The following is a 26,025-nucleotide window of genomic DNA, read 5'->3' as shown; positions in this document are numbered from 1 at the left end:
CGTTTCCTCGACCCCTGTGCTGATACGCTAGCCGGATGACAGAAAGAAGAAACAGGCAGTTAGCAGATAGTACCGCCTCAGCCTGCCGGCAAATGGACCGTGAACGCCGCGCCCTTGCCAACCTCCGACTTGATCGAAAGCCGGGCGTTGTGGCGCGTCAGAATATGCTTGACGATGGACAGGCCAAGACCGGTTCCTTTCTGCGTGCGGCTGCTCTCCACGTCGACGCGATAGAAGCGCTCGGTAATGCGCGGTATGTGCTCTTCCGGGATGCCCGGGCCGTAGTCCCTGATGGTTACATCGATGCCCGGTTCCGGGCCGGCCTCGCCCCGCGCGATCGACACCGTGACGCGTCCGCCAGGCTGGCCGTATTTGCAGGCGTTTTCCAAGAGATTCTCGAACACCTGGAACAGCTCGTCGCGGTCTCCGGGCACGTCGAGCGGCCCCTCGGCGTAGTCGCGTTCGATGACGACGCCGTTCTCGCTGGCGAGCGGACCTAGCGAATCGATGACGCTGTCGATGGTCTGGCGCAGATCGACCTCGGTTCCCGGCCTCAGGTAAGGCTTCATTTCAAGCCTCGACAGCGACAGGAGATCGTCGATGAGGCGCGCCATGCGGCCGGTCTGGTTCTGCATGATCTGCAGGAACTGCTCGCGCGCCGCCGGATCGTTGCGGGCCGGGCCGCGCAACGTCTCGATGAAGCCCGAGATTGAAGCAAGCGGGGTGCGCAACTCGTGGCTGGCATTGGCTATGAAGTCAGCGCGCATGCGGTCGATGCGGCGCGTCTCACTCTGGTCCTTGAATACCAGCACATAGAGATCGGTGGCGTGGCCGACCGAGGACGCGCTGACCCGGTAGGCCCGTTCCACCGGCAGCTTCTCGGTGTAGTCGACGGCATCGGAGGCGACGGTTCCCGACAGCACGCCGTCCAGCAAGGCCTGCATTTCCGGCGCGCGGAATTTTAGCGACAGCGACAGGCCGGGCGCGATACCGACAAAGGCGGCAAAGGCGGCGGCATTGGCGTGGACGATGGTGGCGGTGCGGTCGAAGATGATCAGCGGATCGGCAACGGCAGCCGCAAGATATTCGCCGGAAAGCCGCTGCAGCCCACTCGCCTCGATCGTGGCAATGGTCTCAGCGGACCGGCTGGCGCCTCCGGTTGGCAGAAGCGCGGCGGCCAGCAGCACCGTCAACGCAGCCAGGACGACATAGGCGGAGATACCGGCAAAACCATAAACGGCCAGGGTGGCGATCGCACCGGCGGCAAGCAGCCATCGGCTGTTCCACAGCCGGCCGGCGACGGCCTGCCCCGTGGTTGTCCGCTCTGCGCCGGTGTCAGCCATTCGTGCTTTCCGTGCTTCTGCGCCGGTCCCGCCGAAACTTCCGCTGGACCGGGTTTGAGGCCCCCCATAGCATGAGTCCGCAAGCTGGAAAGGTTCCTCTCGATGAAAAAAGCCAAGGAAAGTCCCGCCGCAGAGCCGGCAAAGGGGCCGCTGAAGATCAAGGTGGACGGCAAGGAGCGGGAGTTCGACATCGAAAACCCCGAGCTTCCCAGCTGGATCGAGGACCACAAACTGACGGCAGGCGACTACCCCTACGACAAGAAAATGAAGACCGAGGAGTATGACGAGACGCTGGAGCGGCTGCAGATCGAACTGGTCAAGGCGCAGGCATGGCTGCAGGCGACCGGCAGCAGAGTGATGTCGCTGTTCGAGGGGCGCGATGCCGCCGGCAAGGGCGGCACCATCTCGGTGCTGCGCCAGTATCTCAATCCTCGAACCGCGCGCAACGTGGCGCTGACCAAGCCGACCCCAACCGAAGTCGGGCAATGGTACTACCAGCGCTACGTCGCCCATTTCCCGACATCGGGCGAATTCGTCACCTTCGACCGTTCCTGGTACAACCGCGGCGGCGTCGAGCCGGTGATGGGCTTCTGCACACCGGAACAGCATGCAAAATTCCTCGACGAGACGCCGCATTTCGAGCGGATGATCTCCAATGAGGGCATCTATTTCTTCAAATTCTGGCTCAACATCGGCCGCGAGACCCAGCTCGAACGGTTTCACGCCCGCCGCTGGTCGCCGCTGAAGAACTGGAAGTTCTCGCCGATCGATATTGCCGGCATCACCAAATGGGACGACTACACCAAGGCGCGCGACCAGATGGTCGAGCGCACGCACAAACAGTTCGCGCCCTGGATCATCGTGCGGGCCAATGACAAGCGACGCTCGCGGCTGGCCGTCATGCGGCGCATCCTGTTGTCACTGCCCTATGATGGGCGCGATCTCGACGCCATCGGCAAGGAAGATAAGAAGATCGTCGGCGAAGGGCCGTCGTTTCTCGAGAAGTAGAGACTGGCCTCGATAGGCAGAGGCTGAAATTACAGAGCCCACCCGCACATGGAGGTGGGCTCTGTGGCCATTGTCTAAAGCGCGTCGCATTTGAACGGATTCACGCGACGCGCTTTAGGTCTTTGTTTCATGCATGTCGTTCTCTCAAAACCGGGGCCACTTTGAGCGACATGCATTAAAGCGCGTCGGGTGAAGACAGTCTCACGACGCCTGCCGCATGCCGAGCATGTGGGGGGTGCCCCTGGCCAACACCGGGGCGTGATGGTTGCGGCGCGAACGCACGACATCCAGCGTATGCTCGTTGAAGGTCAGCAGTGTGGCGACGACCTGCTGGTTGCCATAGGTGCGCTGGTAACCGAGCGGCGTCGCCAGGAAGTGCAACTGCAGCGTCCGCAGCACCCACACCGGCTCGACCTCGATAATGACCTGATCGACATTGCGAGCAAGGCCCCATTCGACGAAGCCGGCGATCAGTTCGGTGCCGACCGTAGACACGCCGCGCTTGCCATCGCGAAAGCCTGGCGCCACCGCGTAACGGGTTAGCTCCCAGACATTCGGTCCCGAAGGGCGCTTTCCCTCGCAGAGTTCCGGCATCACATCGCTAAGGAGATGCGGCCGTGTGGTCGGCAGCATCCGATGATAGCCTGCAAGCTCGCCATTGCGTATGACAAGGTGGTGTTCGGCCTCATCATGGTCGAATTGATCGATTTCGAGGCCGTCCGGGCGATCGAGATCGGTCCACCGCATCTCATCGACGAAGACCTTGTAACGCAGGCGATGGACGGCCTCCCATAGGTCGGGACGTTCCATCAGTTGTTGAGTGGTAAGGGAAAATAGCATTAGCCGTCTCCTGGGCTTAAGAGGAAGATACGGCCGGGCTTTCCCGAAAAAATTGCGCGAAGGTGTTGGCAAGGATTTCCAGGCTGCCACAGCCGACATGGCTAATATAGCTGCGTCTAAACGCCTCCGCGATGGCGTGCACCCTGTTGGCGACGCCGAGTCTGCTTTTGGCGTTAAGAAAGCATTAGCCGTCTCAAGAGGACGACAGGGGCCGGTCTTTTCTGAAGATATGACGCCAACAATGCGGCCATAAATTTCGGGCCGCCAGAACCGGCCTAGCTGATATAGCCGTGCCTGACTGCTTCGGCGACTGCCTGCACACGGTTGGCGGCGCCTAGTTTGCTCTTGGCGTTGAGAAGGTGTTTCTCAGAGGTATGCTCCGAGATGCCGAGGATCTGCGAAATCTCCCACTCGGATTTTCCGACCGCCGCCCATTGCAGGCATTCGCGCTCGCGCGGCGTCAATTCAATGTGATCGATAGATTTGCCGGCCGTCGTTTGAAGCTGCATGGCGCGGCCGATGGCATAGGTGGAGGCCAGCGAGACCATTGCGAATTCGGCTTCGGACAGTTCGACCGCCTCACCGCCCAGCGAGACCAGCGCGATCTGGCCTTCGAGCGTGATCAGCGGGAAGGCGAGGCCGTCACGCAGCTTGAACTGGCGGGCGTCGCGCATTACCTCGGCGCTGCTCTTGTCGGCGGGCATGCTTTGAACGGCATCGCGCCATTGGAATGGCGCCCGAAACTGCTTCAAATGGCTGACGACCGGATCGTGGTCGACGTAGTTGCGCGATAAGTAACGCTCCAGCCATTCGCTAGGCCAATCGCAGAGCAGCACATGGTCCTTCGTCTGGCTGCTTGGTGTACCGGGCTGCGGCACCGTTGCGGCTATCAGGGCCGTCAATCCGAAATTCGAGGTGACACTAAGTAGCTGCTCGCACACCGCAGCCGACGTGTCGGCACGCTGCACCCGGTCAATATATTCAAGTGTCCGGTCAAAATAACCCATCGCAACATCTACCCCATGTTGCCTACCGCTCTTGAGACCGATGCTACGTGCCTGACCCGCACTTCGCCATCAACCCCGGATTGCATAGCCACATCCTTAGCTTTTCTAACGCCAGCGACCGCCAACCTCGGGCCGACTCTGTGCGGCTATTTGCAACCTCACCAAAGCATAACCCGAAATTTGCCCGTTGAAATCAAAAACAATTGTGCCTGCGCCGTTTTCGTATCACAAGCCAACGGCCAAGACGGGCGGAGTTTTTTCGTGACACCTCGCTGGATAGCCATCGCCTTACTGTCGATGCTGATGGGAGTGCAGCCGTTTGCCGGCGCTGCGCGAGCCGCGGAACCGCAGGTACCGGTGCTTTGGGATGCCAAGGAGCGGCTGCCGAAACCGGACCTTTCGGCGCTGCCAAGGCTCAGGTTCCTCACCACAACCGATTTCCCGCCCTTCAACTTTCTCGACGGCACGGGCCGATTGTCCGGCTTCCACATCGACCTGGCGCGGGCGATTTGCGCCGAACTCGACATCGCCGACAAATGCCAGATCCAGGCGCTGCCCTGGGCCGAACTCGACGACGCGTTGCAGAAGGGCGAAGGCGAGGCGATCATCGCCGGCATCGCCGCTACGCCGGAGACGCGGGCGAAGTACAGCTTTTCGCGCTCCTATCTACAGTTTCCGGCGCGCTTCATCATGCCGAAGACCAAGGCCTTCGCCGAGCCGATCCTCGACAAATTGCGCTCGAAGCGGGTCGGCGTGCTGGCCGGCTCGGCGCATGAAAAGATGCTGCGCGACTATTTCGGCACCGTGCAGATCATCCGATTCGACCGGCCGGAAGACCTCTACAGCGACTTGAAGAGCGCCAAGATCGATGCCGCCTTCGGCGACGGCATGCGCTTTTCCTTCTGGCTGGGCGGCACGGACGCCGCCGGTTGCTGCCGCTTCGCCGGTGGCCCTTACCTGGCGCCGGAATATCTGGGCTCCGGCATGACCATTGCCACCCGGGCCAGCGACCCAGCGCTGGCCGCAGCCATGGACTACGCGCTGCAGGAGATATCGGTGAAAGGCACCTTCGCCGAATTCTACCTCCGCTATTTCCCGGTCAGTTTCTTCTGATCCGGTTCCAGGTCGTTTCTTCTGATCCGGTTCCCGGTCAGTTTCTTCTGATCCGGTTCCCGGTCAGTTTCTTCTGATCCGGTTCCCGGTCAGCTTTTTCTGATCCGGTCCCGGTCAGCTTCCTCTAGGGGCTGGATCAGGTCAGCGTGCGCAGGCGGGCCTTCGCCCCGCGCGCGATGGCCGCGGCAGTCAGCGTGTCGAGATCGAGTTCACGCCGGATCAACTGCAGCACCCGCAATTCCTCCATGCGCATTTCGAGATCGACCGCGGCAACCTCGAAGGCCGCGGCATAGGCGGTGTCGTGCAGCCGTTCGGGCAAAGTCTCGGCGACACGCTCGAGCACGCCTTCCAACCCATCCTTTTCATGCAGCATCTTCTGGCAGTCCTGCGCAATGGCGATCAGCCTGTCCTGCTTGAAATCCTCGAACACCGGCCAGCTGCGGACGACGTCGCCGATGCGCGCCAGTTCGATATCGGTCATGTCGCGATCGGAAGCCGAGGTGATGACCATCAGGTAGATCAGGGCTTCATGAGTGGACGGCAACGGCATTCAAGACTCCTTGATAGTGAGGGTCGAAGGTAGGGACGCTACGGCGCCGTCGCAACGAAAACGCCTGATATCGTTGACGCTCCGCCCTGTCGCGCCTAGAGACCCGGTTGAAAAATCTTACCAGCCGCGAAAGCCGGCCATGACTGGAACTTTGACATGACGGGATCAAACATCGCCGATCTCAACCCCGAAATGCTTGCGGCAGCCGCCGAAAGCAAGGCTTGGCCGTTCGAGGAAGCCAAAAAGATCATCGAGCGCTACAAGGGCGGCGACTTCCCGGAGATCATCCTGTTCGAGACCGGCTACGGCCCGTCGGGCCTGCCGCATATCGGGACGTTCGGCGAGGTCGCGCGCACCTCGATGGTGCGCCATGCCTTTCACGTGCTGACCGGGAACAAGGTCAAGACCAAGCTGCTCTGCTTCTCCGACGATATGGACGGCATGCGCAAAATCCCCGACAATGTGCCGGATCGCGCAGCCCTCGAGCCCTATCTGCATATGCCGCTGTCGGCGGTGCCCAATCCGTTCGGCGGCGACTATCCGAGCTTTGGCGACCACAACAACGCGATGTTGTGCCGCTTCCTCGACACGTTCGGCTTCGACTACGAATTCGCCAGCGCGACGCAGTACTACAAGGCCGGCCGCTTCGATGCGATGCTTGTGCGCGCAGCCGAGCGCTACGACCAGATCATGGCGGTGATGCTGCCGACACTGGGACCCGAGCGCCAGGCGACCTACAGCCCGTTCCTGCCTATCTCGCCGAAGAGCGGGCGCGTGCTCTACGTGCCGATGAAGCATGTCGACGCCAAGGCCGGCACCATCACCTTCGACGATGAAGGCACCGAGACCACGCTTTCGGTGACCGGCGGCAAGGTCAAGCTGCAGTGGAAGCCGGATTTCGGCATGCGCTGGGCAGCGCTCGCCGTCGATTTCGAAATGTTCGGCAAGGACCACCAGACCAATGCGGTGATCTACGACCGCATCTGCAACATTCTCGGCGGACGCGCGCCGGAGCATTTCGTCTACGAGCTGTTCCTGGACGAGAACGGCCAGAAGATCTCGAAGTCGAAGGGCAACGGGCTGACCATCGACGAATGGCTGCGCTACGCGCCGACCGAAAGCCTCGGCCTCTATATGTATCAGCGGCCAAGGCAGGCGAAAAAGCTCTATTTCGACGTCATCCCACGCGCCGTCGACGAGTACTACACCTTCCTCAGCGCCTATCCGCGCCAGGACTGGAAGGAGCGGCTGGGCAATCCGGTCTGGCACATGCATGACGGCAAGCCGCCTTCCATCGACATGCCGGTGCCGTTCTCGCTGCTGCTCAACCTGGTCAGCGCCTCCAACGCGCAAAACAAGGATGTGCTGTGGGGCTTCATCTCGCGCCATGCATCTGGCGTGACGCCGGCGACGCATCCCGAACTCGACCAGCTGGTCGGTTTCGCCATCCGCTACTTCGACGATTTCGTGAAGCCGACGAAGACCTTCCGGCCGGCCGACGATGTCGAACGCGTGGCGCTGGAAGCGCTTGGCAACGCGCTTGCTGGCCTGCCGGCCGGCGCCGACGGCGAAGCGATCCAGAACGCTTCGCTCAACGTGGCGCGCAAGATCGAACGCTATCAGGACCATTCGAAGAAGAGCCCGGACGGCGGCCCTGGTGTCTCGGGCGCTTTCTTCCAGATGATCTACCAGGTGCTGATCGGCCAGGAACGCGGACCGCGCTTCGGTTCGTTCGCAGCCCTCTACGGCATCGCCGAAACCCGCGCGCTCATTGAGCGGGCGCTGGCTGGTCAGCTGGCGGCGTAATTTCCGTCCCGGCCGGCGGCGTGTCCATCGCCGGGGCATCGAGGATCGGTTGCGACGCCGTCGGTGCCGCAACCGGCGTTGGCGCCGGTGGCAGGCCGCCAAGATCGGGCGCGGCACCGAAGACGCCCTTCTTGGCGGCGCGCGCCTTGTCGCCCGCTTCGACATAGGGGCCGCCTGCCGTGGCGCGCGCCCAGCCGTTTTCGACCAGCCACTGGCCGACATCCAGCTTGCCGATGCGGCATTCGGCGGCGATCAGCGCACGGTCGGCCTCCGGCGGCACCTTGCAGGCAACGGCCCGGCCGCGCAGGAAAGACCGGAACGCGGTGCGCGCCCTGATACCGCAAGCCCAGGACTTGCCGCCCTCGGTGCAGGTCTCGTCTTGCCTGACGATGTCGATGCCGGAGACCGTCACGGAATAACCATTGGCTTCGATCAGGCCGGCGGCGGCCGCGACCGGCTGGAACAGTTTTGTTCCTCCCCAGTCGTCGACCGCTCTGCGCCCACGCGGCTTGGGCGGTCCGGCCAGCGCCAGGTCGCTCAGCGGCTCGCGTGGCTCAACCCGTTCAAGTTCTTCTACCGCCAGCGGCGGCGGTGCGATGGCCTCGGGATCGATCGCCCTCGAATGCACCTGAGGCGAGTGCATCGGAGGCTTGACGGGCTGGACCTCGGGGATCGCCGACGTCGCCGGCTCCTCGGGCACGGCCTCGGTGTCCGGGTCGATCTGGTCGACAGTAATGGCGGGGCCGTCGCGATGCAGCGCGCGACCGCCGGCGACGACAATGGCGACCATCACCGGGATCGCCAGGAGGGCTATGAGGATTTGAAGCAGACGCACCGCGAGACCTACTGGCTTGCCCAGACGATCCGCGCCACCCATTCGACATCGCGCATCGCGATGTCGCGGTCCGGATGGTCGGGGTTGAGCGAAATCAGCACGATCGATTTCGTCGTCTGGCGGTCGAGCACCTTGGCCATGACTTCGCCGGCATTGGTCTTGACGACGACGCGGTCGCCCTTGCGGGTAGCGGCGCCCGGCTCGACGATCAGCACATCGCCATTGCGGTAGAGCGGCAGCATGGAATCGCCCTGCACCTTCAACGCATAGGAGGTTTCGGTCGCCCGTGCCGGAAGCTCGACAAGGTCCCAGCCCTGGCCTGAGGGATAGCCGGCATCATCGAAGAAGCCGCCGGCGCCGGCCTGGGCGAAGCCGAGCAGCGGCACCGCTGAACGCTGCGGGGCTAACGAGCCCGAAGCTGTCTTGGCGCGGCCTTCGACCAGTCCGGTGAATTCGTCGAGCGAAGCGCCTGTCGCCTCGATGATCTTGGCCAGCGATTCGGTCGAGGGCCAGCGCGGTCGCCCATCCGAGGACAGCCGCTTCGACTTGTTGAAAGCGGTGGAGTCCAGACCGGCTCGCCGGGCCAGGCCGGAGGCCGACAATGAATAGCGCTCGGCGAGAGCGTCGATGGCTGCCCAAACTCGGTCATGCGAGAGCAATTCGCTCTCCTCAAAACAGGAAAAAATACCTTTTCCTTCTAACGCGCGGTCATCCGATTGTCCACCGGCGCGCGGCCCGATCCCCTAAAAAGCTGTGTGCGGCGAAGTCGTCATGGATGCCTCAAACTGCCTTGGCAAGGCTGCGCAATCCTTGGTGGGAGGTCATGCAAACCCGCTCGGCCTCGGTCGGCGGCCGCGGTTGAACGGAGCGGGCAAGCGTCCTATTGGACGCGCCAAGGACGCAGTAGCATTTGATTTGGCGCATGATCCTTTCCGAAAATCGATTCCGATTTTCGGGGTCATGCGCGAGGCCGGCGAGCATCATGTAGCGGGCGTTGTTGAGATGGAGGTTGAAGTCGATGTCGGCAGGCAGCGAAAAGCCAGCCGACTTTCGCTGCCGACCGCGTAAGGGCCACGGCGCCTTGTCGTGGCCATCATGCAAGCAAGGCGCCCTCAGACGTACATGGGGCGCTAGCTCAAGCGGCCTTCTGCACCTCGCCTTTTGCATAGGGATCGAAGCGCTGGTAGAAGGTCTCGCCCTTCTCCGCCAGGTCGAGCAGCAGCTTGGGCGCCTTGAACTCGGCGCCGTATTTCTTCTGCAGGCCCTTGGCTATTCTGACGAACTCCCCGGCGCCGATGCCGTCGATATAGGACAGCGCGCCGCCGGTGAATGGCGCGAAACCAAAGGCGAGGATCGAGCCGACATCGGCCTCGCGCGGATCGGTGACGATGCCTTCCTCCATCACCCGGGCCGCTTCCAGCGCAATGGTGACCAGCAGGCGCTGCTGCAGTTCCTCATAATCGACCTTCTCGGCCTTCAGCTGCGGGTAGAGGTCCTTCAGCCCCGGCCACAGCTTCTTCTTGGCAGGCTTGGCCGGATAGTCGTAAAAACCCTTGCCGTTCTTGCGGCCGAAGCGGCCATGGGTGTCGACCAGCGTGTTGATCAGCGCCATCTGCCTGGGGTCGACAGACTTGTCTCCGAGATCCCTGACGGTCTGCTTCATGATCTTCTGGGCAAGGTCGATCGCCGTCTCGTCGGTCAGCGCCAGCGGGCCGACCGGCATGCCGGCGGCCTTGGCGGCATTCTCGATCATCGGCGCCGGAACGCCTTCGATCAGCATCTTGTAGGCTTCCGACATGTAGCGCAGCACGCAGCGGTTGACGTAGAAGCCGCGCGTGTCGTTGACGACGATCGGCGTCTTCTTGATGGCGCGCACGAAATCGATCGCGGTGGCCAGCGCCTTGTCGCCGGTCTTCTTGCCCAGAATGATCTCGACCAGCATCATCTTGTCGACCGGCGAGAAGAAGTGGATGCCGACGAAATTCTTCGGCCGCGCCGAATTCTTGGCCAGCGCGGTGATCGGGATGGTCGAAGTGTTGGAGGCGAAGATCGCCGACGATTTCAGCACGGCTTCGGCCTGCTCGGTGGCAGCCTTCTTGACGGCCGAATCCTCGAAAACCGCCTCGACCACCAGATCGCAACCGGCGAGATCGGCATAGTCGGCCGTCGGCGTGATCAGCGACAGAAGTCTGTCCTTCTCCTCGGGCTTGGCGCGGCCCTTCTTGACCTGATCGGAGATCAGGCTGTCGGAATGCGCCTTGCCTTTTTCGGCCGACGCCATGTCGCGGTCGAGCAGGACGACCGGGATGCCGGCCTTGGCGGTGACAAAGGCGATGCCGGCGCCCATGAAGCCGGCGCCGAGAATACCGATCTTCTTGAACTTGGTCTCCGGCACGCCGGCCGGACGGCGGGCGCCCTTGTTGAGCTCCTGCAGCGAGACGAACAGCGAGCGGATCATCGCTGCTGCTTTCTTGGACTGCATGATTTCGGTGAAATAGCGCTGTTCGATGCGCAGACCGGTGTCGAACGGCACCAGCAGGCCCTCATAGACGCATTTCAGGATGGCCGCGGCGGCCGGATAGTTGCCGTAGGTCTCGCGACGCAGGATGGCGATGGCCGGCGGCCACAGATTGAAGCCGGCGGGCGAATAGATCAGGCCGCCGGGCAGCTTGAAGCCCTTCTCGTCCCAGGGTTGGACGGCTTTCAGGCCGTTCCTGATCATCGCCTTGGCGGTCTCGATCAGCTTGCCGGGTTCGGCGATCTCGTGGATCAGCCCCATCGCCTTGGCTTTCTGCGGCGACAGCGTCTGGCCGGTGGTCAGCATCTGCAACGCCTGCTGCTGGTCGGTCAGGCGCGGCACGCGTTGGGTGCCACCGGCGCCGGGGAAGATGCCGACCTTGACTTCCGGCAAGGCCATCTTGACCTTTTCGGAGTCAGCGGCAACGCGGCCATGACAGGCCAGCGACAGCTCGAACGCGCCGCCCATGCAGGTACCGTTGATCGCCGAGACCCAGGGCTTGCCCGACGTTTCGAGCTTGCGCCACAGGCCCCCCATGCGGCCGGCATTGTCGAACAGAAGCTGTGCCGCCTTCTCCGGGTCCTTGGTCTTCTCCTTGGCAAATACGGCCAGCATCTTCTGCAGCATGGTCAGGTCGGCGCCGCCGGAGAAGCTGTCCTTTCCCGAGGTGATCACCGCGCCCTTGATGGCGGCGTCGGCCACCACCTGGTCGATGATCTTGTCGAGCTCGTTCATTACCTCTTCGGTGAAGACGTTCATCGAGCGGTCCGGCATGTTCCAGGTGACCAGCGCGATGCCGTCTGCGTCGGTGTCGACCGTGAAGTTTGTATAAGTCATGTCTCTCTCCTTCCGGCCGAAAATCAGACGCGTTCGATAATCGTTGCGGTGCCCATGCCGGCGCCGATGCAGAGCGTCACCAGAGCGGTGTTCAAATCGCGGCGCTCGAGCTCGTCCAGCACCGTGCCCAGGATCATCGCGCCGGTGGCACCGAGCGGATGGCCCATGGCGATGGCGCCGCCATTGACGTTGATCTTGTCGTGCGGGATTTCGAATGCCTGCATGTAGCGCAGCACCACCGAGGCGAAGGCCTCGTTAAGCTCGAACAGGTCGATATCCGACAGCTTCATCTTGGCGCGCTTCAGAAGCTTCTCGGTGACGTCGACCGGACCGGTAAGCATCAGCACCGGCTCGGAGCCGATGTTGGCAAAGGCGCGGATACGCGCGCGTGGCTTCAAGCCCATCGTTTTGCCGGCCTTCTTGGAGCCGAGCAGCACTGCGGCGGCACCGTCGACGATGCCCGACGAATTGCCGGCATGGTGGACGTGATTGACCTCTTCCACCTCAGGGTGCTTCTGCACGGCGACCGCGTCGAAGCCGCCCATTTCACCAGGCATGACGAAGGACGGGTTGAGCGAGGCCAGCGACTGCATGTCGGTCGACGGCCGCATATGCTCGTCATGATCGAGGATGGTGAGGCCGTTCTGGTCCTTGATCGGTATGACGGAGTTCTTGAAACGGCCATCGGCCCAGGCCTTGCCGGCGCGCGTCTGGCTCTCGACCGCATAGGCATCGACGTCGTCGCGCGAAAAACCATACTTGGTGGCGATCAAATCGGCCGATATGCCTTGCGGCACGAACCAGCCGGGCAGGCCGACGGACGGGTCCATGAACCAGGCGCCGCCCGAGGCGCCCATGCCGACGCGCGACATCGATTCCACGCCGCCTGCAATGACGATCTCGTCGGCGCCTTGAGCGATCTTGGCGGCGCCGAAATTGATGGCGTCGAGGCCTGAGGCGCAGAAGCGCGAGATCTGCATGCCCGGCGCCTTGTTGTCGTAGCCGGCCTCGAAGGCGGCGGCACGCGGGATGACGGAGCCGGCTTCGCCGACCGGATCGACGCAGCCGAAGATGATGTCGTCGACGTTTGCAGTGTCGAGGCCGTTGCGGTCGCGCAACGCTTCAAGCGTCCTGGCCGCAAGCCGCACCGCCGGCACCTCGTGCAGCGAGCCATCCTTCTTGCCCTTGCCGCGCGGTGTGCGCACGGCGTCATAGACATAAGCTTCAGCCATTTGCTTGCTCCTTGCTTTGCCGACGTCGCTCTCAGAGAGAGCGGCCGATCAGCAATTTCATGATCTCGTTGGTGCCGCCGTAGATTCGCTGGACGCGGGCGTCGCGGAACATGCGGGCGATCGGATATTCATTCATGTAGCCATAGCCGCCATGCAATTGAAGGCATTCGTCGACGACTTTTCCCTGCAGGTCCGAGAGCCAGTATTTCGCCATCGACGCCGTCACCGGATCCAGCCCGCCATTGATGTGGCGGGTGACGCAATCATTGTAGAAGACGCGGCCGATGGTCGCCTCGGTCTTGAGTTCGGCGAGCTTGAACTGGGTGTTCTGGAACTCGATGATCGCTTTGCCGAAGGCCTTGCGATCCTTGACGTAGTCGATGGTCAGCGCCAGGGCGCGTTCGATCATGGCGATGGCGCCGGTGCCGATCTGCAGGCGCTCCTGCGGCAATTGCTGCATCAGCTGGATGAAGCCCTGTCCCTCTTCGTGGCCAAGCAGGTTCGAGGTCGGCACGCGCAGATCATTGAAGAACAGCTCCGACGTGTCGTTGGCCTTCAGGCCGATCTTGTCGAGGTTGCGGCCGCGTTCGAAGCCTTCGGCCTCGTCGGCCTCGACGACGATCAGCGAGGTGCCCTTGGCGCCTTTGGCCGGATCGGTCTTGGTGACGACGATGATGAAATTGGCCAGTTGGCCATTGGTGATGAAGGTTTTCGAACCGTTGATCTTGTACTGGTTGCCGTCCTTCTCGGCGCGCGTCTTGACGCCTTGCAGGTCGGAGCCGGCGCCCGGCTCGGTCATGGCGATGGCGCCGATCAGTTCGCCGGTCGCCAGTTTCGGCAGCCATTTCTTCTTCTGCTCTTCCGAGCCGTAGTGAAGGATGTAAGGAGCAACGATCGCGTTGTGGAGACCGATGCCGAAACCGTCGACGCCGACATGGCCGATCGCCTCGATGATGGCGCTCTCATGCGCGAAGGTGCCGCCGGAGCCGCCATATTCCTCCGGCATAGAGGCGCAGAGCAGGCCGGCGGCACCCGCCTTGCGCCAGCTCTCGCGGTCGACCATCTCGTTCTTCTCGAACTCGTCGTAACGCGGCGCGATCTCTTCCGACATGAAGCGGTGCGCCATGTCGTAGAGCATGCCGACCTCGTCCGCCGCCCAGGCGGGCTTCGGCAAGGAGAGCACTTCGGCTGGATTTGTCATGCCGTTTCTCCCGCGCCAACGTCCCCCTCCCCCTCGAGGGGAGGGTGGCCGCGAAGCGGTCGGGTGGGGTCGCCGATGACGTGCTCGACCTTATCTTCGGAATTGACGCGGGTTTGGGCCATTGCGATCATCTCCTACCAAAGCGCCAACCAGCCGGCGCACTGCACGCAAGGACCCCTCCCGGCCCTTCGGGCCACCCTCCCCTCAAGGGGGAGGGGGACGCCAGCCATTTCTAGAACGCTTCCGCAGGCAGCGCCATTAGCGTGTCCGCACCACTGGAAATGCGGGCGAGATGTGCCGATGTCTCGGGCATGATCCGCTCCATGAAGAAGCGCGCCGTCACCACCTTGTTGTCGTAGAAAGCCCCATTTTCGTGGACAGATTGGGAGCCATTGGCGCCGGTCTTGCCGAGCGCGGCCTTGGCCATCTGCGCCCACATGTAGCCCAGCGCCACCAGGCCGAAGAGATGCATGTAATCGGTCGAGGCCGCACCGGCATTGTCGGGCTTGGCCATGCCGTTCTGCACCAGCCACATCGTCGCCGCCTGCAGATCGTTGAGGCCTTTCTTCAGCGCCTTGGTGAACGGCGCCAGCTTCTCGTCGGCGCGGTTCTCCTCGCAGAACTCGCCGACGTCCTTGAAGAAGGCCTGCACGGCGCGGCCGCCATTCAGACCAAGCTTGCGGCCGACGAGGTCGAGCGCCTGGATGCCGTTGGCGCCTTCATAGATCATGGCAATGCGGGCATCGCGCACGAACTGGCTCATCCCGTGTTCTTCGATGTAGCCGTGGCCGCCGAACACCTGCTGCGCCATGACGGCATGGTCGAAGCCCTTGTCGGTGAGCACGCCCTTGATCACCGGCGTCAGCAGGCCTGTATAGTCGTCGGCCGCCTGGCGATCCTTGTCGTCGGCTGAGCGGTGCGCGATGTCGGACTTGATCGCCGTCCACAGCGCCAGCGCGCGGCCGGCCTCGTTGAAGGCCTTCATGGTCATCAGCGAGCGGCGGATGTCGGGATGAACGATGATCGGATCGGCTTGTCTGTCCGGCGCCTTGGCGCCCGACAGCGAGCGGCCCTGCAGCCGGTCCTTGGCGTAGGAGACCGCGTTCTGGTAGGCGATCTCGGACAGCGACAGGCCCTGCAGGCCGACGCCGAGGCGGGCTTCGTTCATCATCGTGAACATCGCCTTCAGGCCGCCATTGGCCTCACCGAGCAGCGTGCCTTCGGCCTCGTCATAATTCATGACGCAAGTCGAATTGCCGTGGATGCCCATCTTCTCCTCGATCGAACCGCAGGAGAGCGTGTTCTTCTCGCCCGGATTGCCCGAGGCATCGAGCTTCAGCTTTGGCACGATGAACAGCGAGATGCCCTTCACGCCTGCCGGCGCACCTTCGATGCGGGCCAACACGAGATGGACGATGTTTTCCGACATGTCGTGCTCGCCGGCCGAGATGAAGATCTTCTGGCCTGAAATCTTGTAGGTGCTGTTGCCGTTCGGCACCGCCTTGGTGCGCAGCAGGCCGAGATCGGTGCCGCAATGCGGCTCGGTCAGGTTCATGGTGCCGGTCCAGGACCCCTCGACCAGCTTCGGAAGCCATGTCGCCTTCTGCTCGTCGGTGCCGTGGGTGATGATCGCCGCGATCGCGCCTTGCGTCAGGCCGGGATACATCATCAGCGCCATGTTGGCCGAAACCATGTATTCGGCAACCGCGGTGTGCACGGCATAGGGCAGCCCCTGGCCGCCGAACTCGACGGGCGCCGCCAGTCCCATCCAGCCGCCTTCCCGATACTGGTCGTAGGCTTCCTTGAAGCCCTTCGGCGTCGTCACCGAGCCGTCCTCATGGCGCACGCAGCCTTCCATGTCACCGACGCGGTTCAGAGGATGCATGACGTTTTCGGCGAGCTTGGCGCCTTCGGCGAGGATCGCCTCGACAACGTCGGGCGTCGCGTCGGCAAATCCGGGAAGGTTGGAGTAGCGCTGATAACCCAGCACCTCGTTGAGCACGAACAGCGTGTCCTGGACCGGCGCCCTGTAAATCGGCATGTGTTTCCTCCACCATGCGGGTCTTGGCCGCGAGATCGAGCCCCGAAACATGAGGTTGGGGCGGCATGCGGGCCAATGTTGAAAGCGGGATAGCAAAAATTGACGTTTGCGTAAACGTCAATTTTGTCGCCGGGACAAAATTTACCTATGCCAGCCTATCGGCAGGAGCGGTGCATGGCTTTGTGCAAAGCGAGGGGGGTCAAACAAAAAGAGACGCGCGGGCGGCTGCGCGGCTCTTAAGTTCAAAGCTTTCGCCGGGAGCTGCGGAGCAAAATCAGCTGGCGGCGCTGGCCGGGGCCGAACGCTCGGACAGCATCTGGCGCACGGCCGACATCGAGCCGCTCAGCTCGTTGATGGCGTCGTCGATCAGCGCGCGCTGCTTCTGCAGGCGGGCTAGCTGCTTCTCCGACTTGTCGAGAGCCAGCCGCAATTGCTTGGTGTTGGATCCCGTGGGATCGTAGAGATCCATCATCTGCTTGACGTCGCGCAGCGAGAACCCGACCTTGCGGCCGAGGAGGATCAGCTTCAGCCGCGCCTTGTCGCGGCGCGTGTAGAGGCGCGTTGCCCCATCGCGTTTCGGATTGAGCAGGCCCTTGTCTTCATAGAAACGCAGCGTGCGCAGCGTCACGCCGTATTTCTTGGCCATCTCGCCGATGCGCACGAGCTCCTCACTGGCTTCGGCAGACATATTGTTGGTGTTGGCCGCGGCTTCGCCGGGCGAAACAAGTTTCATAGTCACTGGCTTTCCCCTGTCGTGGCATCGCGGTCTCGGACCTTGCAACGCCTGAGTGGAAGCGGGGGCATGCTTCCAGTCGTGGTTTCAACTAATTCATCGCAAAAGGCACGAACGGCGCCCCTCTTACGTTTACGTCAATTCTATATCGATAGCCGCCGCATGACGCAAGGGCGTTCTGGGATTGCGAAACCTTATGCCGCACCCCCGGCGCCGGGTCCGAACGGGCACCGCCTGTATTTCAGCAATGCCGTAACTTCTTAAGCTTGGTTAACACCTTGTTTACCACGATGGGTGAAATGTGCGGATGTCGGTCACCCGTGTTTATCCTGTAGCGAATTTTTCACGGTTTTTCGGAGAGCGGGCCTGGCCCGGGAAGCTCGTCTTCCGCCGCAGCAGTGCCGCGCGGCCGCCTTCGTTCCCGACAAGGACTTGGGAAACTGGCAGCAAGCCGGCCATTCTGAAAAACGGACGCATCGATGAACAGCAAGCGGTCCTATCTCGATACACTCAACGCCGGCAGGCCGCGCAGGCCGAACACCACACTTGATGAATTGAACCGCTCGCTGGAAACGCTGGAGCAGCGGCTGGAGCGCAAGCGCGAGGACGCCGCCGAGCGCTTCGATCCGCGCCGGCCGCCGGCAGAGCCGCGCTACGCAAGCGCCCAGCCCTACGCCCCGCCGCGCTGGTACGAGGACCCGCAGCCCACGCCGCGGCCGAAAGGCGCCGGGCCGGCCGGCTTCGACCAGAACTATCAGGCGATCGCGCGCGACATCGACCGCGTGCGCGGCCAAGAAGACAGCGTCGCCGTGGTCGGCAAGATCGCCGGCGAATTGCGTGGCCTGCGCGAGGAACTGCGCCATCAGATGACGGCCGGCCTGCAGCGCGAATTCGCCGCGTTGCGCAAGGACATCGAACGGGCCTTCCAGGCGAGCAACCAATCGGGTGGTCAGGCAGGCGGCTTGCCCGGCAAGGGCAGCGCCGAACTCGGCGTCGAATTCGAGCGGCTGTCCGGCGCCATCCAGACGCTGGCCGAGAAGAGCGACGACCGAAGCGTCAACATGCTGCGGCTCGAGCTCGAGCAGGTAAAGACGGCGCTCGACACATTGGCGCGCGAGGAAAGCGTGCTGAAGGTCGACCGCCGCTGGGACGATTTCGACCGCCGCTGGAGCGCGTTCGAGGACCGTGTCGACGCCGACCAGCGCAACCGTGCCGACGGCCCCGGATTTTCGGCCCTGACCGACCGGCTCGAACAGATCAGCAATGCCGTCCACAATCTGCCGGAATCGCTGTCGCTGCGCTCGATGGAAGAAAAGGTCCGCACCCTTGCCGGCGCCGTCGATCATTTCGTCAGCCAGCAGAGCAACCGCGGCGGCGACACGCTTGGCCTGATCGACGAACGGCTTGATGAGATTTCGCGCGCCATCGTCGCCTCGACCGTCGCCGCACAGGCCAATTCCTTCGACCCCGAACCCTTTGAACGCATCGAGAAGCGGATCGCCTCGCTGGCGCAGCAGATCGAGGAAGTCGTGCAGGTTCGTCCGAGCGGCGAGGTTCTCGACCGTCTCAGCACGCTGTCGAACAGGGTCGACGAGCTTGCCGGCCGCGCCAATCTGCCGGAACAGGCGATGGAGCGCCTCGGCAAGCAGATCGCGATGATCGCCGACAAGATCGACCGCGCCCCGGCCATGCCCGACGCCGACTATATCTTCCAGGGTCTGGAACAGCGCTTCGACGTGCTGTCGGGCATGATGGAACGTCGGCAGGGCGATGCCATCGAACAGGGCAACATGCTGTTTCGCGATCTCGAGCGGCGGCTGGACGAGGTTGCCGACCGGCTGGACCAGCGCCAGCCGCAGGCTGACAGCGCCGGCATCATGGACGCCATCGACGCACGCTTCACCGCGCTCGCCCAACGCATGGAGACGCGCATTCCCGATCCTGCCAACGAGGCGGCGATCCGCGGCCTGGAAAGCCGGCTCGAAGACATTTCAAGCCGGCTGGAATCGTCGGCCGCGCAGGTCGCCCGCATCGATCCGGCACTGATCCGCAGCCTTGAGGCGCAGGTCTCCAGCCTATCGGCGCATCTGTCGAAGCCCGGCACGCCGCTGCCGGAATTCGAGGACATCAGCCCGCGCCTCAACGAAATCGAGAAGTCGCTGGCCGGAACCCGCGAATCCATTCTGGGCGCGGCACGCGAAGCAGCCGAGAGCGCCGTGCGCTCGCTGGCAGATTCCAACGCCAACACCGCGGCCGTTACCGGCCTTGCTCAGGATCTGAAGACGCTGGAAGCGCTGACGCGCCGTTCGGACGAGCGCAATTCACGGACATTCGAGGCTATCCACGACACGTTGCTCAAGATCGTCGATCGTCTGGGCTCGCTGGAGACCAGCGAACCGGCCGAGGCGGTGAGCGAGCTTCTGGATGCCCAGGCCGAGCCGGCGCGGCGGGCCCGCGCTGCACGCGCCTCCAAGATTTCGGTGCAGGACGCGCCATCGATGGATATCGACCAGCCGCTGCCGCTGACCGGAGACATGGCCGATCTCGACGGCCGCGCCGCCGCCATCATGCGCAGCGAGCCGGATATGCGCGCCGACCCGGGTACGCGTAGCGACCCGGGTACGCGTAGCGACCCGGTCATGGGCAGCGAACCCGTGCGGCGCTCGCCAGCCGAGGCTGCCGCGGCCGCTGCCCAGGCAGCGCTCGGTTCCGACAGGATTGCCGAGAAAGGCGAAGCCACGGCCAAGAAGTCGCTGTTCGGTGGATTTGCGCGCGCCTTCAGGGGCAAGAAGCCGGCTGACATGCCGCCGCTTGCCGGCTCGGGGCCCAATGTCGACCTGCCGAGCGTCGATCTCGACGAGCCGCTCGATCCGAAGCTCGCCAACCGGCCGTTGGAGCCGGGCTCCGGCGCGCCCGACCTCAACGCCATCATGAAGCGCGTACGCGACGAGCGCGGTCCGCCGGCGCGCCAAAGCACCGGCGATGCGTCGAAATCCGACTTCATCGCCGCGGCCAGGCGCGCGGCGCAGGCCGCGGCCGCCGAGGCCGACGCGTTGAAACGCCAGTCCACCATGAAGGGCCCGGTCAAGGCGCTTCGTATCGGCGACCTGCTCAAGGCGCGGCGCAAGCCGATACTGATGGGAGCGGTCGCGATCATGCTGGCGCTTGCCGGCCTCCAGTTGGGCAAGGCCTTCTTCGCCGACCCGGTCGAGGTCGCAAGCAACGATACAGCGCCGATCGTCGCCTCGCAGCCGGTCGAGACTGCTTCGGTCAACGCTGCCAGCCAACCCAAGGCAGACGCGCAGGTGGCCGTGCAGCACGCGCCGGCCCGGACCGTCAAGCAGGCGGAGCCCACGGAACCGGCAGCTGGCAACGATGCGCCAATGAATGCGGCCTCGATCGCCGAGCCCGAAATGCCGGCCGTGGAACCCGTGCCAGCGCCGGTGGCTCTGGCCGATCCGGCCCCCGCGCCAAATGCAATGCTGCCGAGGACCGCCACTGCGGAACCGGCGGCTGCCGACGCGCAGCCTGCGGCCGCCGTCATGGCGCCCTCGGCCTCGGATACGACGGCCTCGGATACTACCGGCGCCGTTCCGCCGGCTGATGCCGCGGTAACACCTGTCGTGGCCAAGATAGACGTTCCGGCCGATGCCGGCCCGCAAGCCTTGCGCGACGCGGCTGCCGGCGGTGACGCCAAGGCGCTGTTCGAACTCGGTTCGCGCTATGCTGAATCGCGCGGCGTCAAGGAAGACATGGCGGCAGCGGCCAAATGGTACGAAAAGTCGGCCGAGCTCGGCTTCGCACCGGCGGAATACCGCATCGGCAATTTCTACGAGAAGGGCATCGGCGTCACGCGCGACGTCAAGAAGGCAAAGACCTTCTACCAGCTCGCCGCCGCGCAGGGTAATGCCAGCGCCATGCACAATCTGGCCGTTCTGTTTGCCATGGCCGCCGACGGCGTGACCGACAATGAATCGGCCGCGCACTGGTTTCAGGCGGCGGCCGATGTCGGCGTCAAGGACAGCCAGTTCAATCTCGGCATCCTGGCGGCAAAGGGCGTCGGCATGAAGCAGAGCCTGGAGGAATCCTACAAATGGTTCGCGCTCGTCGCCAAGACCGGCGACAAGGATGCGGCTGCAAAGCGCGACGAGGTCGCCACTGCGCTGCGCCCCGAACAGCTGGAGCGGGCCCGCGCCGCCACGGAACTGTGGAAGCCGAAGCCGCTCGACCCGGCGTCCAACTCGGCCGATATTCCTGAATCCTGGCAGGAAGGCACGCCGCAGACCACCGCCAGCGTCGACATGAAGAAGGCGGTCAAGAACATCCAGCTCATCCTCAACAAGAACGGCTACGATGCCGGCGGCGCCGATGGCGTGATGGGCGGCAAGACCAAGACCGCAATCATGGCTTTCCAGACCGACAACAAGATGCAGGCGACCGGCGAAATCGACGAAAAGCTGGTGAAGGCGCTGCTGGCGCACAAATAACGGCAGATGCGTCGCTAACGCGACGCCCTTGCCATACATTTGCCTGTTAACTGCTTGAGATGTTTTTTGTTTCGGTAGGGCGGCGGGGTTTGATCCCACTGCCCCGGCGGTGCAAGAAAGAATTGGCTTTTCGGTGCGACAATGCCCTGGAATGGCTGCAATCGCCGACAGGCAAACTGATCGAGACTGACGGGTGGGCATCTATCTCCCGATCGCGGAAATTTCCGTCAACGTCTTCGTGCTGCTGGCAATGGGCGCGGCGGTGGGTTTCCTGTCGGGCATGTTCGGGGTCGGTGGCGGCTTTCTGATCACGCCGCTCTTGATCTTCTACAACATCCCGCCGGCAATCGCCGTTGCTACCGGCGCCAACCAGGTTATCGCCTCCTCCTTCTCCGGCGCGCTGTCGCACATGAAGCGCGGCACGCTCGACTTCAAGCTCGGCGGGGTGCTGCTGGCCGGCGGCATCGTCGGCTCGACCGGAGGTATCTTTGTCTTTGCCTTCCTGCGCCGGCTCGGCCAACTCGATTTGTTCATTTCGCTGCTCTACGTCGTGCTGCTCGGCACCGTCGGCGGGCTGATGCTGGTCGAGAGCGTCAATGCGCTGCGCGCGACGCGCAGCGGTGCGGCGCCGGTCTTGAAGAAATCCGGCCAGCACAACTGGATCCACCGGCTGCCGCTGAAGATGCGCTTCAGGGCCTCGAAGCTGTTCGTCAGCGTCATTCCGGTGCTGGGGCTCGGCGCCGGCATCGGCTTCCTGTCGTCGATCATGGGTGTCGGCGGCGGCTTCATCATGGTGCCGGCGCTGATCTATCTCTTGAAAGTGCCGACCAACGTCGTCATCGGCACCTCGCTGTTCCAGATCATTTTCACCTCGGCCTACACCACGCTTGTCCACGCCACCACCAACCAGACGGTCGACGTCATGCTTGCCTTCCTGCTGATGGCGGGCGGCGTTGCCGGCGCGCAATATGGCGCCAAGGCAGGACAGAAGCTGCGCGGCGAACAGCTCAGGGCACTGCTGGCGCTGCTGGTGCTGGCGGTTGCCATCCGGCTTGCCATCGATCTCTTCGTCACGCCGCCAAACCTCTATTCGCTGACCGCCGCGGGCCTGAACTGATGCCGCGGTGGGGGATTTTTTCGGCCGCCGTTTTGCTTCTCGCCCTCGCTCTGCCGGTGGCAGCGCAATCGCCGAACCCCTTGCCGGAAGGCATCCAGATCGGTCTCTCCACCGACGCGGTGTCGATCACCGCCGGCTTTTCCGGCGCCGACCTGACCATTTTCGGTTCGCTGGAAAACCCCGACCCGCTGGTCGCGCGGCAGGGGCGCTACGACGTCATCGTCGTGCTCGAAGGGCCGCCGCGGCCGGTTGTGGTGCGCCGCAAGGACCGGGTGCTCGGCGTCTGGGTCAACCTGGAATCCGAGACCTTCGAGAACGTGCCGGTCTCCTACTCCGTCGCCACGACGCGGCCGCTGCAGGACATCACCGAACCCAACAGCTACAAGCAGCTGTCGCTCGGCGCCTCCAACCTTTACATGCAGCCGGCCGAGCTAACCGACAGTCCGGCGACGATCGAGGAATTCACCGTGGCGCTGCGCGAGCGCAAGGCGGCGACCGGCCTCTATAGCGAGAATGTCGGCGGCGTGCAGTTCTTGTCGCAGAACCTGTTTCGCGCCACGGTGCGGCTGGCGCCCAACGTCCCGGTTGGAACCCATAAAGCCCGCGCGTTCCTGTTCAAGAGCGGCCTGTTCCTCAAGGAAAGCTCGGCCCAGCTCGAAATCCGCAAATCGGGTTTCGAACAGTCGATCTTCCGCGTCGCGCATGATTACTCCTTCCTCTACGGCGTCTTCTCCGTGTCGCTGGCCATGATCACCGGCTGGCTGGGCAGGCTGATCTTCCGCAGGGATTGACGCGCACGACCCATTTCCGGGGAAAGGGGGTTCCCCTTTTCTCAGTCTTGCGATAGACCGCCGCCTCCCAACCCTCGGGTTACACGCACAATCATTCGGCAGAACGGTCCGGCCTCTGGACGGCGCGCGTCTTGCGACGCCTGCCACAGCGACGGCCCAATGACAGGAGGCTGCAATGCACCAGGCATTTGGCGGCATCGATTTCGGCACGTCCAATTCCACGGTGGGCGTGATCCGCAACGGCCAGGCACGGCTGGTGGCGCTGGAAGGCGGACAGCCGACATTGCCAAGTGCGGTGTTCTTCAACTTCGAGGACGGTCACACCTATTTCGGCCGCCGCGCCATTGCCGACTATACCGACGCCATCGAGGGCAGGCTGATGCGGTCACTGAAGAGCGTGCTCGGCAGTTCGCTGGCGCATGAGAAGACGCGGATCAAGGCCCGGCAGATCGGTTTCATCGACATTGTCGGCATGTTCGTCGGCCATTTGAAGAAGCGGCTTGAGGAAGACGCCGGCGCTCCGGTGGAGAACGTTGTGCTCGGCCGGCCGGTGCAGTTCGTCGACGACGATGTGGAAGCCGATGCCAAGGCGCAAAGCGAGCTTGAAAAAGCGGCGCGCGCGCAAGGCTTCAAGCACATCGCCTTCCAGTTCGAACCGATTGCGGCAGCACTCGACTATGAGCAGGACGTGAAGCGCGAGGAACTGGCGTTGATCGTCGACATGGGCGGCGGCACGTCCGACTTCTCGATCGTGCGGGTTTCGCCGCAACGCGCCCGCTCACGCGACCGCAAGGACGATATCCTGGCCAACCGCGGCATCCATATCGGCGGCACCGATTTCGACCGGCTGCTCAGCATTGCCCATGTCATGCCCAAGCTCGGCTACCTGACGCCCACAAAAGACGGCAAGCGCAACCTGCCGGCGAGCTATTTCATTGATCTCGCGACGTGGCAGCGCATCAACCTCGTCTATACTGCCAAGGCGATGACGCATCTGAGGCAAATCCGCTTCGAGGCCGTCCGCGCCGACCTTGTCGACCGCTTCATCCATATTGTCGAGCACCGTTACGGCCATGCGCTGGCCGGCCTCGTCGAACGAGCCAAGATCGCGCTGACGGATCAGGCTTCGGCTGATGTGACGGTGGCGCTGCCCGGTGCGCGTTTTGCAGCCGAGATCACGCGCACTGGCCTGGAGAAAACGATTGCAGCCGACATCGAGCGGGTGTCCGCGACGGTGCGGCAGACGATTGCCGATGCCGGCATAACGGCGTCTGCGATCACCGCCGTATTCCTCACCGGCGGTTCGACCGCGATCCCGCTGGCACGGCGTGAAATCCTGTCGCTGGTGCCGCAAGCGGCTGTGATCGAGGGCGACATGTTCGGTTCGGTCGGCCTTGGCCTGGCGCTGGATGCGCAGCGGAAGTTTAGCTAGAGTTCACGATTCGGTTCCCGCCCTCAGCGCCGAGATGCGCCTTGAGCGCCATCTGGGCGAGGCTTGCCTGGCGGTCGCGATGGGTGATCATGGCGAAGTCGCGCTTCGGCAGTTCGAGCGGCACCGACCGGAGACTGCCCTCGGCGACGGCGCGTCCGACGACGAGGTCCGAGATGATGGTGGCGCCGGCGCCGGCCTCGACCGCCTGGCGAACCGCCTCGTTGCTCGGCAGCACCAGAAATATCTGCAGGTCGCCAAGCGATATCCCCTCGCGGCGGGCCAGGTCCTCCAGCACCTCGCGCGTGCCCGAACCACCCTCACGGATGATCCAGCGCAGCCCTCTGATATCCGGGCGGCCCGGCGCGATCTCGGCGATTTCGGGATGCGAGGCGGCGACGACCAGCATCAACCTGTCGACGTCGACCTTGGTACGGCGGAGGATGTCTGACTCGGTGCGCCCCTCGACCAGACCGAGATCGGCGGTGCCGTCGAGCACATTGGCCTCGACCTGCCTGGTGTTGCCGATGCTGACGCTTAAGCGCACCGCCGGGTAGGCCTCGTGGAAAGAGGCCAGCCTGCGCGGCAGCCAGTAGCTGGCGATGGTCAGGCTGGCGGCGATCGACAGGCTGCCGGCGACCGTCTGCGAGACATGTTCCAGCACATTTCGGGCGGCGGCGGCGCGTTCCAGCACCGCCTTGGCCTCGGGCAGGAAACGGTGGCCGGTCTGAGCCAGCTCGATGTTGCGGCCGACACGGTTGAACAGATGAACGCCATGCTGCTCTTCGAGCGCGCGGATGGCGGCCGATGCCGCCGACTGGGAGATGCCCAAAAGCTCCGCCGCCTTGGTCATATGGCCGCGTTCGGCAACGGCAACGAAAATGCGCAACTGGTCCAGCGTCATGTGTGCATTAAGAACCAATTCCGATCGAATTTACAAGAACAACTGATTAGACGGATCGATAGGTTTATTCTACTTTTTCTGCCAAAGTTAGAAAAAATTCGCCACCAAATCGCAGCCAACAAAATGATCGGGCGGTTCAGATCCCTGTTTGCGCATTGGACCCGTGGCCTCAGGCGGCGGCTGGCCGGCGACCGCTATCATCCTGAAGAACACTATATGCGTGGCCCCGGACC

General features: G+C 63.4%; 19 protein-coding genes and 1 pseudogene. 7 read left to right on the top strand and 13 right to left on the bottom strand.

The window, feature by feature from the left end; translation table 11 throughout:
* Nucleotides 1–77: 77 nt before the first annotated feature.
* Nucleotides 78–1,343, bottom strand: a complete 1,266-nt coding sequence (locus NKH35_RS03200) for an ATP-binding protein (RefSeq protein ID WP_023732410.1) — start codon at nucleotides 1,341–1,343, stop codon at nucleotides 78–80.
* A gap of 102 nt (nucleotides 1,344–1,445) precedes the next feature.
* Between NKH35_RS03200 and ppk2 the strand changes: the two genes are divergently transcribed.
* Nucleotides 1,446–2,351 (top strand): polyphosphate kinase 2, encoded by a 906-nt coding sequence (gene ppk2, locus NKH35_RS03195; RefSeq protein ID WP_352913335.1) that lies wholly within the window; start codon nucleotides 1,446–1,448, stop codon nucleotides 2,349–2,351.
* Between the two features lie 201 nt (nucleotides 2,352–2,552).
* Here ppk2 and NKH35_RS03190 read toward each other — a convergent pair whose 3' ends face one another.
* Nucleotides 2,553–3,191, bottom strand: a complete 639-nt coding sequence (locus NKH35_RS03190) for an acyl-homoserine-lactone synthase (protein ID WP_023681954.1) — start codon at nucleotides 3,189–3,191, stop codon at nucleotides 2,553–2,555.
* Between the two features lie 275 nt (nucleotides 3,192–3,466).
* On the bottom strand, nucleotides 3,467–4,198 hold the full coding sequence (locus NKH35_RS03185; RefSeq protein ID WP_023669621.1) for a helix-turn-helix transcriptional regulator: 732 nt from the start codon (nucleotides 4,196–4,198) through the stop codon (nucleotides 3,467–3,469).
* 303 nt (nucleotides 4,199–4,501) lie between these two features.
* On the opposite strand from NKH35_RS03185, the gene NKH35_RS03180 reads away from it, so the two are divergent.
* Complete coding sequence (locus tag NKH35_RS03180; protein ID WP_502902101.1) at nucleotides 4,502–5,311, top strand: ABC transporter substrate-binding protein; 810 nt, start codon at nucleotides 4,502–4,504, stop codon at nucleotides 5,309–5,311.
* A gap of 136 nt (nucleotides 5,312–5,447) precedes the next feature.
* Here NKH35_RS03180 and NKH35_RS03175 read toward each other — a convergent pair whose 3' ends face one another.
* A complete protein-coding gene (locus NKH35_RS03175; protein WP_023688697.1) occupies nucleotides 5,448–5,861 on the bottom strand; it encodes a tellurite resistance TerB family protein in 414 nt (137 codons plus the stop codon).
* A gap of 156 nt (nucleotides 5,862–6,017) precedes the next feature.
* Between NKH35_RS03175 and NKH35_RS03170 the strand changes: the two genes are divergently transcribed.
* Nucleotides 6,018–7,667: a lysine--tRNA ligase gene (locus NKH35_RS03170; protein ID WP_352913333.1), complete on the top strand. Its 1,650-nt coding sequence runs from the start codon at nucleotides 6,018–6,020 to the stop codon at nucleotides 7,665–7,667.
* Here the strand turns inward: NKH35_RS03170 and NKH35_RS03165 are convergent.
* From NKH35_RS03165 to NKH35_RS03130, 8 genes and pseudogenes are all read right to left on the bottom strand, one after another.
* Nucleotides 7,630–8,502: a thermonuclease family protein gene (locus tag NKH35_RS03165; RefSeq protein ID WP_352913331.1), complete on the bottom strand. Its 873-nt coding sequence runs from the start codon at nucleotides 8,500–8,502 to the stop codon at nucleotides 7,630–7,632. The genes NKH35_RS03170 and NKH35_RS03165 overlap by 38 nt on opposite strands.
* Before the next feature lie 8 nt (nucleotides 8,503–8,510).
* Nucleotides 8,511–9,161, bottom strand: coding sequence for a S24 family peptidase (locus tag NKH35_RS03160; RefSeq protein WP_023715330.1), 651 nt, complete (start codon nucleotides 9,159–9,161; stop codon nucleotides 8,511–8,513).
* Between the two features lie 319 nt (nucleotides 9,162–9,480).
* A pseudogene (locus tag NKH35_RS31990) lies at nucleotides 9,481–9,599 on the bottom strand (thioesterase family protein); the annotation flags it as partial.
* A gap of 38 nt (nucleotides 9,600–9,637) precedes the next feature.
* Entirely contained in the window at nucleotides 9,638–11,857 is a 2,220-nt protein-coding gene (locus tag NKH35_RS03150; RefSeq protein ID WP_352913330.1) for a 3-hydroxyacyl-CoA dehydrogenase NAD-binding domain-containing protein, read from the bottom strand.
* Between the two features lie 23 nt (nucleotides 11,858–11,880).
* Nucleotides 11,881–13,089, bottom strand: coding sequence for an acetyl-CoA C-acetyltransferase (locus NKH35_RS03145; RefSeq protein ID WP_023738206.1), 1,209 nt, complete (start codon nucleotides 13,087–13,089; stop codon nucleotides 11,881–11,883).
* A gap of 31 nt (nucleotides 13,090–13,120) precedes the next feature.
* A complete protein-coding gene (locus NKH35_RS03140) occupies nucleotides 13,121–14,290 on the bottom strand; it encodes an acyl-CoA dehydrogenase family protein (RefSeq protein ID WP_023696702.1) in 1,170 nt (389 codons plus the stop codon).
* Nucleotides 14,291–14,522: 232 nt separating this feature from the next.
* Complete coding sequence (locus NKH35_RS03135) at nucleotides 14,523–16,331, bottom strand: acyl-CoA dehydrogenase (RefSeq protein WP_352913328.1); 1,809 nt, start codon at nucleotides 16,329–16,331, stop codon at nucleotides 14,523–14,525.
* Nucleotides 16,332–16,605: 274 nt separating this feature from the next.
* Entirely contained in the window at nucleotides 16,606–17,064 is a 459-nt protein-coding gene (locus tag NKH35_RS03130) for a MerR family transcriptional regulator (protein ID WP_023669610.1), read from the bottom strand.
* Between the two features lie 479 nt (nucleotides 17,065–17,543).
* Between NKH35_RS03130 and NKH35_RS03125 the strand changes: the two genes are divergently transcribed.
* The 4 genes from NKH35_RS03125 (at nucleotide 17,544) to NKH35_RS03110 (ending at nucleotide 24,891) form a co-directional block, all read left to right on the top strand.
* Nucleotides 17,544–21,551 (top strand): peptidoglycan-binding protein, encoded by a 4,008-nt coding sequence (locus NKH35_RS03125; protein ID WP_352913326.1) that lies wholly within the window; start codon nucleotides 17,544–17,546, stop codon nucleotides 21,549–21,551.
* A gap of 193 nt (nucleotides 21,552–21,744) precedes the next feature.
* A complete protein-coding gene (locus tag NKH35_RS03120) occupies nucleotides 21,745–22,668 on the top strand; it encodes a sulfite exporter TauE/SafE family protein (RefSeq protein ID WP_023669608.1) in 924 nt (307 codons plus the stop codon).
* Nucleotides 22,668–23,459 (top strand): TIGR02186 family protein, encoded by a 792-nt coding sequence (locus tag NKH35_RS03115; RefSeq protein WP_023732416.1) that lies wholly within the window; start codon nucleotides 22,668–22,670, stop codon nucleotides 23,457–23,459. The genes NKH35_RS03120 and NKH35_RS03115 overlap by 1 nt, the downstream gene beginning before the upstream one ends.
* A 175-nt stretch (nucleotides 23,460–23,634) precedes the next feature.
* Nucleotides 23,635–24,891 carry an Hsp70 family protein gene (locus tag NKH35_RS03110; protein ID WP_352913324.1) on the top strand — a complete coding sequence of 419 codons (1,257 nt, stop codon included), beginning with the start codon at nucleotides 23,635–23,637 and terminating at the stop codon, nucleotides 24,889–24,891.
* Here the strand turns inward: NKH35_RS03110 and NKH35_RS03105 are convergent.
* Nucleotides 24,884–25,792 (bottom strand): LysR substrate-binding domain-containing protein, encoded by a 909-nt coding sequence (locus NKH35_RS03105; RefSeq protein WP_023732417.1) that lies wholly within the window; start codon nucleotides 25,790–25,792, stop codon nucleotides 24,884–24,886. The two genes, NKH35_RS03110 and NKH35_RS03105, sit on opposite strands and share 8 nt — an antisense overlap.
* Nucleotides 25,793–26,025: the final 233 nt, after the last annotated feature.

Origin of the sequence: Mesorhizobium sp. M1143 (assembly GCF_040318435.1) — a bacterium.
Lineage (GTDB): Bacteria > Pseudomonadota > Alphaproteobacteria > Rhizobiales > Rhizobiaceae > Mesorhizobium.
This window is presented reverse-complemented; position numbering and strand designations above follow the sequence as displayed.